General features: G+C 32.3%; 14 protein-coding genes. 11 read left to right on the top strand and 3 right to left on the bottom strand.

Features of this window, described 5'->3' with window-relative positions; all coding sequences use genetic code 11:
• Window positions 1–61 precede the first annotated feature (61 nt).
• From CD036_RS07300 to CD036_RS07255, 11 genes are all read left to right on the top strand, one after another.
• Window positions 62–769, top strand: a complete 708-nt coding sequence (locus tag CD036_RS07300) for a GntR family transcriptional regulator (RefSeq protein WP_244913814.1) — start codon at window positions 62–64, stop codon at window positions 767–769.
• 300 nt (window positions 770–1,069) lie between these two features.
• Window positions 1,070–1,213 (top strand): hypothetical protein, encoded by a 144-nt coding sequence (locus tag CD036_RS13160; protein ID WP_167867733.1) that lies wholly within the window; start codon window positions 1,070–1,072, stop codon window positions 1,211–1,213.
• 239 nt (window positions 1,214–1,452) lie between these two features.
• Window positions 1,453–2,385: a DMT family transporter gene (locus tag CD036_RS07295; protein WP_002510389.1), complete on the top strand. Its 933-nt coding sequence runs from the start codon at window positions 1,453–1,455 to the stop codon at window positions 2,383–2,385.
• Between the two features lie 17 nt (window positions 2,386–2,402).
• Window positions 2,403–3,650, top strand: a complete 1,248-nt coding sequence (locus CD036_RS07290) for an ATP-grasp domain-containing protein (protein WP_002510388.1) — start codon at window positions 2,403–2,405, stop codon at window positions 3,648–3,650.
• Window positions 3,651–3,663: 13 nt separating this feature from the next.
• Window positions 3,664–4,194 carry a hypothetical protein gene (locus tag CD036_RS07285; RefSeq protein WP_002510387.1) on the top strand — a complete coding sequence of 177 codons (531 nt, stop codon included), beginning with the start codon at window positions 3,664–3,666 and terminating at the stop codon, window positions 4,192–4,194.
• Window positions 4,195–4,216: 22 nt separating this feature from the next.
• Entirely contained in the window at window positions 4,217–5,458 is a 1,242-nt protein-coding gene (locus CD036_RS07280; RefSeq protein WP_103388319.1) for a DUF6421 family protein, read from the top strand.
• A gap of 288 nt (window positions 5,459–5,746) precedes the next feature.
• Window positions 5,747–6,322: a PadR family transcriptional regulator gene (locus tag CD036_RS07275; RefSeq protein WP_103388318.1), complete on the top strand. Its 576-nt coding sequence runs from the start codon at window positions 5,747–5,749 to the stop codon at window positions 6,320–6,322.
• Window positions 6,323–6,345: 23 nt separating this feature from the next.
• Entirely contained in the window at window positions 6,346–7,476 is a 1,131-nt protein-coding gene (locus tag CD036_RS07270) for an FAD-dependent oxidoreductase (protein WP_103388317.1), read from the top strand.
• A gap of 430 nt (window positions 7,477–7,906) precedes the next feature.
• Window positions 7,907–9,991 (top strand): heavy metal translocating P-type ATPase, encoded by a 2,085-nt coding sequence (locus tag CD036_RS07265; protein WP_103388316.1) that lies wholly within the window; start codon window positions 7,907–7,909, stop codon window positions 9,989–9,991.
• Between the two features lie 18 nt (window positions 9,992–10,009).
• Window positions 10,010–10,540 (top strand): YdhK family protein, encoded by a 531-nt coding sequence (locus CD036_RS07260; protein WP_103388315.1) that lies wholly within the window; start codon window positions 10,010–10,012, stop codon window positions 10,538–10,540.
• A gap of 185 nt (window positions 10,541–10,725) precedes the next feature.
• Window positions 10,726–11,556 (top strand): nucleotidyltransferase domain-containing protein, encoded by an 831-nt coding sequence (locus tag CD036_RS07255; RefSeq protein WP_103388314.1) that lies wholly within the window; start codon window positions 10,726–10,728, stop codon window positions 11,554–11,556.
• Between the two features lie 75 nt (window positions 11,557–11,631).
• Here CD036_RS07255 and CD036_RS07250 read toward each other — a convergent pair whose 3' ends face one another.
• From CD036_RS07250 to CD036_RS07240, 3 genes are all read right to left on the bottom strand, one after another.
• Window positions 11,632–12,177: a hypothetical protein gene (locus tag CD036_RS07250; protein ID WP_002510381.1), complete on the bottom strand. Its 546-nt coding sequence runs from the start codon at window positions 12,175–12,177 to the stop codon at window positions 11,632–11,634.
• Window positions 12,174–12,770: a TetR/AcrR family transcriptional regulator gene (locus tag CD036_RS07245; RefSeq protein ID WP_103388313.1), complete on the bottom strand. Its 597-nt coding sequence runs from the start codon at window positions 12,768–12,770 to the stop codon at window positions 12,174–12,176. The genes CD036_RS07250 and CD036_RS07245 overlap by 4 nt, the downstream gene beginning before the upstream one ends.
• Before the next feature lie 205 nt (window positions 12,771–12,975).
• Window positions 12,976–13,911: a low temperature requirement protein A gene (locus tag CD036_RS07240; protein WP_103388312.1), complete on the bottom strand. Its 936-nt coding sequence runs from the start codon at window positions 13,909–13,911 to the stop codon at window positions 12,976–12,978.
• Window positions 13,912–13,935 lie beyond the last annotated feature (24 nt).

Genomic DNA, 13,935 nt, shown 5'->3' with positions numbered 1-13,935 from the left:
AATATAATAGCACGATTTGCTATACTAATAGTAAATCGTGTTTTTTGTTGGAGGAAATATTATGGATATGCCGAATAACGAGAACTCTTTAAAATTATTAAGTGCAAATATTGAAAATATAGCAAGTCAAGTTGGAGATTTAAGGCTACCCGAAAAAGCGTATCATATCATACGTATAGCTATTAAAAATTTAATCCTTAAACCAGGAAAAACCTTTTTAGAAAGAGAAATTGCTGAAATATTAGAAATGAGTCGTACGCCAGTGCGTGAGGGATTAATTAGGCTACAAGCTGATGATATGATTACATTAATTCCAAGAAAAGGATTTAAAGTAAATCCGATTTTAGAAAAAGATATCAAAGAAATCTATGAAATTACAGAAAGCCTTGATGGTCTAGCTATAGAAATGGCAACCGAGAAAGCGACAGATCATGCGTTACATGAATTAAGTGACATAGTCATTGAGCAAAAAAAGTATTTAGCACAAGATGATCTATACGAATGGTCGAAACAAGATGATGAATTTCATGAAAAAATCACTCAATTAGCAGATAATTCTAAACTCATTAATATGCGCAACATACACGCAGATCAACTGTATAGAGTACGTTTGTATACTATCAATGCACGACCTATACCTGAATTCTCAATTGAAGAGCACGAAGCAATGTTAGCTTGTATGAAAATTAGAGATGGTAAAGCTGCAAGACAGTTAATGGAATCTCATAGAAAAAGAGCATGGCAGGAAATAAGAGAAGCTCTAAAATAAAAGAACAGCTGAAGATGTTAAAGCAGCGCGACATGCAAAAAACCAAAACCTCAATAATAGTGTGTGTTAGTGAGCACGAAAATTAAACTACTATATAATCTTAGGTTTAGCTCCTATCATCTAAACATTAGGCGTCATATCATAAATAAAACTCAAAATCGTGTAATCTCAAGTGTATTGAAACTTGAGATTACACGATTTAATTAGTTATGATCTACATTTGAGTGTTGGTTATGAATTATATATTTTTCTATTTAAAGCAACCGGTTCATCATGACTGAGTGTTTTTCTGTGTTTAGTATGGCTAGTTCTAAAATTTTATCTCGATGTATTAGTGGAGTAGAAGATAATGCAATTTCTTTTCTTGGAGAGCAAGTTTCAAATGTAGGAAATAGTGCTGTAACTTTGCTTGATTCAGCACTTTCAGCTTTTGGTTATAAATAAATATAATAGTTATTAACATAACAAGGACGCCTTATTTGTAAGGCGTCCTTTTTGAGACAAAATAGATTTTAAATATAGCAAGGGCTAATCCTTTAACAAGGGTTAGTTCATTTTTGGTCTTATTTACATGTTAAACAAATTTATTATTTTAAAAATATTTAGAAATTTTAGAATTTTCTTGTAATAAGAAAATATTATAGTATTATATAAATTATGTATTTTCAAAGGAGTGCATAATATTGAATCATAAATCATTACTGTGGTTATTTTTTGTAATTATATGTTTAGTAAATGGAACGACGTGGGGAGCACAAAGAATAGGATTGGAAAATAGTCTGCCTTTTTGGTCATCATCTATGCGTTTTATAATTTCAGGATCACTTATATGTATAATTTTGCTAATATTTAAAAAATGGAAGTTGCCGCCTAAAGGTTATATGCTTGCCTTATTTTATGGCATTTTTTATTTTAGTGTCCCCTTTGGTACTGTTTACTGGGGAACGCAATATGTATCTAGTGGTTTAGTTTCTGTGTTAATGTCTATGCTTGCTGTAATGCTGTTAATATTCAATAAAATTTTTGGTGGAATACCTGCTACAAAGATGCAAATATCTGGGGTTTTGTTCAGCTTGATTGGAATTATCATAATATTTTGGCAAACATTTCAAATTGATTATTCTCTATTAAGTATTGTATCTATGTTGCTTATTTTAACAAGTGGTCTAGGTAGTGCTTTAGTCACTATTAAAGTAAGAGACCATTTATCATATATGCCTATATTTAACTTTAATGCTGTAGCAATGATTATAGGTGGTATCGGATTAGGGTTTGCTAGCTTACTACTAGAGAATGGGAATCGAACTTTTCATGGGCCGAGTTTATATGCATTACTCTATTTATCAACTGTTGGATCAGTCATTGGTCTAGCATTATATATGACACTGTTAAAGCATTGGCATGTATCTAGAGCAAGTGCACATTTATTTATTTCCCCGGCAATAGCGCTCTATTTAGGTTCCTTGTTTTTAGGTGAAACATTAAATATTTACACGTATGTAGGAACGGCTTTAATACTATGCGGTGTTATGCTCATAAACATAAGCCCTAAGGTTATAACTACAATTTTCCAATATTTTAGCACTAATATTCACAAAAATAGATCTAATACTTAACGAAGGAGTAATTAAATATGGGACAGCACATTGTATTAATTTATCAAAATATTGATATCCCCTTTATATTTGAAGAGGCAGAAAAATTAGGCATTCGATTAACATTGGTGAATAGACCAAAGCAGCAACCCGTTGACTTACCAGCAGTTAAAAGACAACTATCAATAGATATTTTTAATGAACAAGTGGCAATAAATGAATTAAAACACCTGGATTCACATGATCCTATTGATGGCGTCATGACCTTGTTTGATGGTGCGGTAACCTTTACATCTCTCTTGGCAGCAGAATTAAATCTACCTAAATCTGGAGAGCATTCACATATACATTTGCGTGATAAAAGTGCTATGAGAAAGCAGTTTAATAAGTATGATATAAATAACCCAAAATACGCAGAAATTGATGATATTAGTGATATAGATGTGATTAAAGCTATGAATTATCCGATAGTTATTAAACCCAAAACTGGATTTTCAAGTCTAGGCGTTATCAAAGCAAATAATGAGCAAGAGGCGAAAAATGGTATAGAAACAGTACAAGCAATTAATGAACAAACGTTGAATTATATGTCGCATAATGAAGGGAATTCTTTTAGTGGCATTATTGTTGAAGAATATATTAATGGTCCAGAATATGTGGCAGAATCTTTTGTTAACAACGGGAAAACGACTGTTCTCTCTATTGGTTATAAAGGTAATCCACAAGGTCCATATTTTGAAGAAGGGGTTTATATTGCGCCAGCCCAAATATCGTACTCATTAAAAGAGGCAATAGAAGCACAAGTAATACATGCGAATAAAGCTTTAGGAATTATAAATGGTCCTACACATACAGAATTAAGAGTTGATAATGCTAATCAGCCTTATATATTGGAAGTTGGCGCACGTATAGGAGGGTCCGGTGTTTCACATTTCATTGTTAAAGCTAGTACCGGTTTTAATCTAGCTAAATGGTCTTTATTTGCTGCGCTAGGTCAAGAAGTTGAAATACCAAACAGCAATGAAGTGGCAAAATGTATAGCAGGGAACTATATAGTGCCAACAAAGGGCCATGGAGAAATAACGAGTTTAAAAGGTTTTAATAATGTCTTGAAGCAAGAAGAAACTAATAGAATTCTCCAATTTTTGCAAGTAGGAAATATTGTCGAACCATACCCTAATTTCTCTGGATATCCGGGATTTGTTTTGACGACTCATAATAATTACGATGACTGCGTTAATTATTACAAATGGTTAGATGATGAAATTTTAATAAATTATAAATAAACGGAGGATAATGATGAAAGCTATTGAAGATATCAAATTCATTCATACTTTGGGACCAATCAACACAAACTGTGAGCAAGCTGCATATAAATGGTTAGAAGAAAATAAAATAGAAGGGGAAGTATTTTTACATAATACACTTGAAGATGCACTATTAGAAGTTAAAAAGAATGATTTTGCAGCATTGTTAGGTTGCGTGGTTTATCCAGATTTGCATAAAATTGTATTTTCCAATTTAAATGATTTATCACTAGTAGATTGCTTCATAATGCCCACTTATAATATGATTTTAGCGACAAATGATGACACGAAAGATTTAGGAAATAGTATCATAGCTACACATCCAGCTCCATCAGGATTAGCATATGATTTTACTGTCTCGAAAAATATTAAGTTAGTTAACTCAAATTCTCAAGCTGCTTTACAGTGTTCAAAGGGGTTAAGTGATGCATGTATTACGACTTTACCAGCAGCTCAAAAGTATAGTTTGAAAGTAATTAAAGATTTTGGTGAAGTTCCAATGGGATTTACAATACATTATTAGATGGTAAAGAGGGAGTATAAAAATGAAAAAATACATTGACTCTATAGAAAATATTACAATTTATTTTGAACAAGAGATAATACCATATACAACTATCATTAAAGCACATCAATCAAAAGATGGCAGTATAATTGGCGACAAATTTTTTATAGAAAAAACACTTTATCAATTAAATGAAAAGTTAAGTTATATCTATAAAGCAACAAATAATGAGTTAATGGCTAAAGCTTTTGAACAAGATATTCAAAACTGGATAAAATCAGGTTTAGAATTTAAACCAGATTTTATAAATACCCTGGAAAACTTAAAAGCACCTAACAATAAAGAATTAGTAATGTTTGTTGGTCCAGTTAAATGTCCAAATGGTCCTAAACCTACAGGGTATTTTTTTGAAGCAATATTTGCTCAACGATATGAACCACAATTATTAAATGAAATTGAAAAATTATTACCACATCCAGGATCAGGTTGCCAATCAACTAAGTTGATAACCGGATCTAATGGAGTAATAGAGGGAAATTGTATAGTTTTTTTCCCAGAAAATATTTCTACTAAAGAGAAGATTAATAATCAATCTTTTGCAGTGTTCTTTTTTAATAAGTTTCAAAAAATATGGATGAATGAAACAATACAAAGAGCAAACGTTTTAATAGACCAAAGTAATTGGGTTTCCACCACATTAACCGCTGAAGAATGTTATACGGTTCGATCAATTTGGGGGTATTTACATGATTACTTTCATCACAAAGGACCTCGACCTTTGAATGAGAATTTACAGTCTAAAATGAATTTTCATTCAGGTATTTTAGAAGAAATTAAAGTAGACTGCGAATCAATTTTAACTTTAGATAAATATTCATTACCTTATAAAAATGAATTACTAGAATTTGTAATTCTTGAAAGATTGATAAGATATCCAGGACAGCCAGATGCATTAACTAATTTTGATGCTGGGACAGGATACTTTTTGTTCGAGTGGTTGATTGAGAATGGGAATAGTTTGAAAATAAATAAGTCAGAAAATTTAGAAATCAATTTCGAACTGATGCTTGAAGATATTACTAAATTAGTAGAAGAAATCAAAACTATAGAAAAAATTGATGATGATGAAGTGTATAAAAAATCTTCGAAAGCTTTAGTTATGAAATACTTACCTAGTGGAAAAGAAGGTAATCGTTTTAGCACACCAACAAGATATAGAATGTTATCTGAAAGAGTGGTATTACCTGCTGGAAATCTCGACTTTAAAAGCATGAGTTTTTAAAATAGATATTACCATATTCTTAGGTGTTATCTAAAATATTATCAGCAATTGCTATCAATTTTCTTTAAATTTAATTGCAAAATACTAAAAAAGCCTCCTTTTAAATGGTGGCTTTTTTAGTATGCCTTCTGTTGACCAGGGCATCACGATCAATAAATGATACAGCATACTTAAAAGACTCATCATATAAGCATAAGCAAAAAATGATAATTAAAAATAGTTATTCATTTGACACATTTCGATATATCGTTTATAGTTTCGATATATCGAAAAAGAAGGGTGATTATTATGTTTAATAGACATTTTCATAATAGAAGACATGTATTAATGCAACAAGATAATAGAGGTGGTGACCGTGGGTTTGATGGGTTTGATAAAATGTTTGCCTCTGCGCAAGGAAGAAACCGTTTCTTTAAAAAAGGCAATTTACAATTAAGCATATTGAGTTTGTTAGAAGAAGAACCGAAACATGGCTATCAAGTTATTAAAGATTTAGAAGCGCGATTTAAAGGTTTCTATTCACCAAGTCCAGGTAGTGTGTATCCAATTTTACAGATGTTAGAAGATCGCGAATTCGTGTCAGTTTCAAAAGAAGGAACTAAAAAGGTCTATACCGTTACGGCAAAAGGGTCGGAATTTTTAAAAGAGCATAGCCAACACAATGAATTTACAAAACGTATGGAAGCATTTAAAAATATGGATATGGAGAAAATGAATGATTTAAGAAATCAAATCCAAGATTTATTCAAAGAATTTATGGTAACAGGACAAAGTGCCCTAAAAGATGAAAATAAATATGATCAATTTCAACAATTAATAAAGGATACTAAAGCACAACTCTTAAATATAAGAGAAGAAAAATAAAATATGTCGAAGAAGGTATAATGATGAAAAAGCAAAATCTACAACATATCGCAATTATTGGTGGAGGACCAGGAGGATTAATGCTTGGTTTACTTTTGCAACACCAAGGGTTACCCTTTACCATTTATGAACGTGCCCACAAAAATATCCACAAGGATAGAGGCGGGTCATTAGATATTCATGACGATAGTGGACAACTCGCTTTGAAACAAGCAGGTATATTTGAAGTATTTCGTAAATATGTACGCTTCGATGGCGAAGATACCCGTATCGTGCGTAAAGACGGCAAAATACTATACGATGAAGATGCAGAGGATGAGGGTAGTAGACCTGAAATTGATCGTGGGAAGTTATGCGATATTATAGTTGAACAAATCAATCCACAACACATTAAATATGGTTATAAATATGAAAATATGAAACAACTTGATAATGGTCAAGCCGAACTCACATTTGAAAATGGTGTAAAAGTAATTACAGATTTAGTAATTGGAGCGGATGGAGCTTTTTCTAAAATTCGACCACATTTAACCGATGCTATGCCTGAGTATACTGGTATTTCTATGATTGAAATGAATTCTGATGAAAATGAACATCCAGATCTTCTCAAATTTAATAAAAATGGGAAAGTAATGGCCTTAGGTGGACATCAAGCGATATTAGGTCAACGCAATGGAGATGGACGTATTATGGCATACATTAGTTTTAAAATGATGTATGACACTCTTGATGAATACCGTAATCTTTCTTTAGACGAATTAAAAGAAAGATTGATGCACGAATTTAATGATTGGGGAGCAGATCTGAAAAAATATATTGCGTATAGTTATGATGATGTTAAATTCCGCCGTATTTACAAACTTCCTATAGGATTGACTTGGGAAACCCAAAAGAATATGACACTTATTGGAGATGCTGCGCATCTTATGAGTCCATTTGCAGGTGAAGGTGTTAATATGGCTTTACATGATGCTTATCTTTTAGCCAAGGCCTTCCATATGTATGATGATCTTACTGAAATTTTGAACAGCTATGAGCAACAAATGTTTGAAATTGCGAAAGTTCATGCACAAGAATCTCAAGATAATTTGGCAATATTTTTCTCGGACAATGGTGCTGAAACAATGGCCCAACTTTTTGAGGAAATAGCGTAACTTCAGGCTCAAGATATATAGTTATGGCTATACCGTTAATGATTATAAATTTATTGAAATAATTTCTTAATGTATCATGACTAAGACAAAGGTTGATTAAGAAACGATTTAAAGGCTCCTTGTAAGGAGGAGCCTTTTTGACTTTTTATTTTGTTCACTACTATTTTAATTGGCTTATTTTCCACCTCTTAATTATATAAATAAAAGTATGTATGTATGATTTACAATAAACAATCTTATTGTAAATCAATGAAATAGTTCGCCGCACTTATTCAAAATAAGATAAAAACTTATAATAATGACTAAGCAACTTTAGATAAGCAATGCATAGGCATTAGATGAACTTATGAGCATATAAGATGTTTTCATATACCCTAACAGGGTATATTATAGGTGTAATAATAAAAATAGAAATGTAGGAGGTTTTACTTTGACTAATCATGAAGCGCACGAACATCATGAGCACCATGATCATCACGAAAACCATGACCGCCATGATCATCACCAACATCATGAAGCACATGCGCACCACGATCATGCGAGTGGTCATGCACATCACCATCATGATAATTTTAAAATTAAATTTTTCGTTTCATTAATTTTTGCCATACCTATTATCATTTTATCGCCAATGATGGGCGTTACATTGCCATTTCAGTTTACTTTTTCAGGGTCTGAATGGATTGTCTTGATACTGGCTACAATATTATACTTTTATGGTGGCAAACCATTCTTATTTGGTGGGAAAGAAGAAATAGCAGCTAAACAACCAGGTATGATGACATTAGTAGCTTTAGGTATTTCAGTTGCTTATATTTATAGCTTGTATGCTTTTTACATGAATAATATAAGTAATTCGACAGGTCATACAATGGACTTTTTCTGGGAATTAGCTACATTAATCCTAATCATGTTATTAGGTCATTGGATTGAAATGAATGCTGTAGGAAATGCTGGAGATGCATTGAAAAAGATGGCGGAATTGTTACCTAATAGTGCTATCAAAGTAACACATGATGACCAACGTGAAGAAGTTAAAATTTCAGCCATCGTGATTGATGATATTGTTGAAGTGAAAGCAGGAGAAAGCATTCCATCAGATGGTATTATCGTTCAAGGGCAAACATCTGTAGATGAATCTTTAGTTACCGGTGAGTCTAAAAAAGTACAAAAAGCTCAAAATGACATTGTTATTGGTGGTTCTATTAATGGATCAGGTACAATACAAGTTAAAGTGACAGCAGTAGGTGAAGACGGTTATCTTTCTCAAGTAATGGAACTTGTGAATCAAGCACAAAACGATAAATCTAAAGCTGAATTATTATCAGATAAGGTCGCAGGTTATTTGTTCTACTTTGCTGTAAGTATTGGTGTGATTGCATTTATCGTGTGGATGCTGGTGCAAAATAATATTGATTTTGCGTTAGAACGCCTAGTAACTGTATTGGTCATTGCTTGTCCGCATGCATTAGGATTGGCTATACCATTAGTTACTGCACGTTCTACGTCAATAGGTGCGCATAATGGTTTGATTATTAAAAACAGAGAAGCTGTCGAAATTGCACAACATATCGACTATGTAATGATGGACAAGACAGGCACACTTACTGAAGGGAATTTTTCAGTAAATCATTACGAAAGCTTTAAAGATGACTGGAGCGATGACGCAATATTGAGTTTGTTTGCGTCACTTGAAAGTCAGTCTAATCATCCTTTAGCGATTGGCATTGTAGATTTTGCAACACAGAAAAATGTTGCATATGCGAATCCTCAAGATGTGAATAACATTTCAGGTGTAGGTTTAGAAGGCATAGTTGATCAGAAAAAGTATAAAATCACTAATGTTTCGTATCTTGATAAACATGATTTTGCTTATGATCGTGATTTGTTTACATCATTAGCACAACAAGGTAATTCAATTAGTTATTTAATTGATGAACAGCAAGTTATAGGTATTATTGCGCAAGGTGATAAAATTAAAGCAAGTTCAAAACAGATGGTAGCAGATTTAGTATCAAGAAACATTACACCAGTTATGCTTACAGGTGATAATAAAGCAGTAGCGCAAGCAGTTGCACAACAAATAGGGATTAAAGATGTACATGCGCAACTTATGCCAGAAGATAAAGAAAGTATCATAAAAGATTACCAACAAAATGATAAAAAAGTAATGATGGTCGGTGACGGTATCAATGATGCACCGAGTCTCATCAGAGCTGATATTGGTATAGCCATAGGTGCAGGTACGGATGTCGCCGTTGATTCAGGTGATATCATTCTTGTTAAAAGTAACCCGTCAGACATTATTCATTTCTTGTCACTGTCCAAAAATACAATGCGCAAAATGGTGCAAAACTTATGGTGGGGTGCAGGATACAATATTATTGCAGTACCATTAGCTGCCGGTATTTTAGCATTTATTGGACTTATTCTCTCACCAGCAGTTGGTGCAGTATTAATGTCCTTAAGTACCATTATTGTTGCAATTAATGCCTTTACATTGAAATTAAAATAACAAACAGGAGTTTTTAACATGATAAAAAAAGTAATCTTTCTTATATTAGCATCAGCATTAGTATTATCCGCTTGTTCAAATAAAGAGGAACACAGTGAAGGGACTAACAACCATAAGGACCATAATGATGAAAGTAAGGCGCCAGAGGATATGACAGCGACGACTAAAGGCAAGTTTGAACAAGGGGATAAAGTGACGATTACTGCAGGCCATATGCCAGGTATGAAAGGTGCAGAAGCTACAGTTAAAGGCGCCTACAAAACACATGCTTATGTTGTAAGTTATAAACCTACAAATGGTGATAAAAAAGTGAATAATCATAAATGGGTCGTCAATGAAGAAATTAAAGAAGCACCAGAACATGGGTTTAGCGCAGGTGATACAGTCAAATTAGAAGCGGACCATATGCCTGGCATGAAAGGCGCCACAGCAGATGTAGATGATGTGAAAGAGACTACTGTCTATATGGTCGATTACAAATCTACAGACGACGGTAAAACGGTCAAAAATCATAAATGGATGACGGACGATGAACTAAAATCTCGCTAAGAATGCTTTTGAAAGTTAGGTATATAGTGAGTATAATATTGGACAAAAGGCACATACATCAGCTGTATGTGTCTTTTGTCAATGTGTTATAGTACAGGGAAAGCTTGAATAGTTTGATACATAGTAAAATTTGATAAAGTTTATTCGTATAAAACATCATTTGAAAAAATGTAGGAGTGAGTTAAATGGGCGTTGTAGATCATATAGTTAACAAAATAGTAACAGAAATAAGTGGATTACCAGGTGTGGTAGGAGTTGTGCTAGGTGGCTCTAGAGCCAAAGGTAATCATAGACCAGATTCCGATATAGATATAGGTATCTATTATGATGAAACACAAGGGTTTAATACAGACTATATCGAAACAGCAGCAGGTAAACTTAACGACGAGCAAAAAGAACAGTTAATTACAGCATTAGGAGATTGGGGAGAATGGATTAACGGTGGTGGCTGGTTAATTGTGGATGGTTATCATGTAGATTTAATTTTTCGTGATATTAATAAAGTAAATGATGTGATAAACGATTGTTTAGCAGGTAAAGTAACGATTCATTATCAGACTGGTCATCCACATGGCTTTTTAAACGTTATGTATATGGGTGAGTTAAATATTTGTGAAATATTAGCAGATCCTCAAAATACATTACATGAGCTTAAAACAAAAACATATCCATATCCTCCCGAAGTCAAACAGTCCATAACTCAATTTTTTGCGTTTGAAGCTTCTTTCTCCTTAATGTTTATCGAGGACAACGTTGATAAAGATGATATTTCGTATTTAATAGGCCATTTATTCCGATGCTTGTCTTGTTTGAATCAAGTAATCTTTGCAAAAAATGAGGTTTATTGTATTAATGAAAAGAAAGCTGTAGCACTCATTAATACATTCCCAGTGAAGCCTAAAAATTATAAACAAAGAATAGATAATATTGTATCTTCATTTTCAATAGATGAATATAAAACCAAGGCAGCTATTGAAGAATTAAGAAATGTTATTGATGAAACCAATCATTTATAATCAAAGATATGCGAAAACTTTAATTTGCAACGATAAAAAGACTTCTTATTTGATAAGAAGTCTTTTTTATACTTATTATGACTTACTTTCTTTTTTGGGTGGCCACACAAAATATGATATACAAATAATTAAATCAATAACAATGACGATTGTCCAAATATGAATGACACTGTCTAAAGCTGCTGTGCGACTTGCATCATTAATTAAATAAACAATTAAATGTAAAACACCTGTTCCTAAGAGGTAAGAAAGTAGATGCTTTAACCAATTTTTGGCATAGTTTTTAGCGTAGTCTAGTCCTGTAGGTTTATAAGGTTTGGCACCTTGTTTCATCACATAATATCTAAACCTATCGTCTGCCCAAGTTATCATGCTTTTCCCAAAAACAAGAGATACTGCAATATAAACTGCAGCTATAGCGTGTGGCGTTTCTGCTGTTGCACCATTCATGAGGTCTATAGCTGTTGTTATAAGTAGTATTAAATCGATCACAGGTGTGAGTGCTAGAAAGAATAGACCTAACTTTTTGAGCTTGAAGATATATCTTGTGACTAGTCCGAGTAATATGACTACCCAAAAGGCAACTTCACAAAAAATGATAAGCCAGACAATAAAGTTCATCTTTTTCCTCCCTTATATGTGAGTGTCGCTATTTCTTCATCTATTATTGATTGAATATCTTCGTTTGAGGTGTCGTTTGGATTAAGTAATTTATGCAGAGCTAAACCATCAATTAAAGCATGTAATTTCATTGCAGTAAGATGAATATTTAAATTAGTTTGTAGTAGCTGTTCATTATTTAATAAAGTCAAAATGCTATGACATAGTTGATCTAGTCCATCGTCTAGCGTACTTTGACCATATTCATGAATGTCATAACGAAAAGCCATCCAAACTTCCATATCAGCGAGTCTTTCTTGATCTAAGGGTAAGACGGTTAGCAAACTTGCTTTAACTTTATCAATGGTATTAAGGTTTTTGGACGTAAATATAGCTTCAATTCTCCTTCTTATTTTCACTTCTACGGTAGACATAACGGCGTTTAGTAACTCAGAATGATTTGGAAAATAATATCTAATCTGACCAGGGGTCATTTGCGCTATGTGCGCAATTTGTCTTACGGTAGAGCCTTTTACACCATTTTCTACAATTGAATCGAAAGCGTATTGAATGATTTCGGTTTTCTTGTGTTCGTGATTAATTATTTTTGGCATACTCCTAGTTTAACATATTTTAATACAAGTGTATTAATTAAAAGTCTGAAATGAGTAAAGTTCTGATTTGCCACTTTCTTTTGTTATAAGTGCATTTATAAATTATATAAAATAAAAAATCCTTCAAGTAGAATTGAAGGATTTTACAGCGTGTATTAGGATGAAAATTTTATGATTTCCTTTATGTTTCAGCACAAAAATTTATTTACACATGCGATCTATGGAATCGTATATTGGTTAATGTACTAATGATAAATAACAGCAAGAACAGTATGAAACCATATATTTCAAATATATTCAACTGGCCATGGGATAATAGTTTATTAATCATTAAAAACATCATATCTAATGAAAAGAGTAATAATAAATGTATATAAATTGTGGTGAAACCAGTTTTGTTAGTTGTATTTTTGTCAGTTGCTTTATAGTGATACACATAAATAATAAATAACAGTGAAATAAAGGCAAAACATAATGTATATAAACTGTTTAAATGGGCTAATTCAATATTTTGGATTAATAGCACGAGACCTTCACCAAATAATAAAATGATGAGTAAGCTTAAGCGTTCAGTCAAGTGATTAAAAAATATAGGATTGTGATATGAAACCATATAAAAGAGTAGTGGAAAGACTGCTACAATTAGAATGCCTATGAAAAATAACCAAAAATTAATCGGTGCAGGCAACATTATTGATATTACAGAAAGGATAATTGTTAATAATAATCCACTTGTGTAAACTTTGACCAATTTGAAATCTACTTCTGTATCGGTAAATTTATAATTAATAAAGTATTGTATGAATACACTTAGATACACTAAGGCAGTCGTTAAAACAAATGGTGAAAATGTTTGTTGAAAATCACTATTTATCGCTTTAGACAAGATAATGATTAAATACATATCTATAAATACAAACACGTATTGATACCATTTTTGATTGAAGAACCTGTTAACTAAAAGTGTTCGATAGATCCATATAGAGAAAAAGACAAGAAAAAGCATGAAACTTTTCCCTAATTCTTCTAATGACATTATATTATGTGAAATACCTTCAACAGTTTGATTGATAGTAGCTAAAACATAAACAAATATTAAATCAAAAAATAATTCTGTCATGCTGACTTCTTTTTTCTTCATTTTTTCACTCCTAAATCTTTTGCT

The sequence above is a fragment of the Staphylococcus arlettae genome (genome assembly GCF_002902345.1).
GTDB lineage: Bacteria > Bacillota > Bacilli > Staphylococcales > Staphylococcaceae > Staphylococcus > Staphylococcus arlettae.
This window is presented reverse-complemented; position numbering and strand designations above follow the sequence as displayed.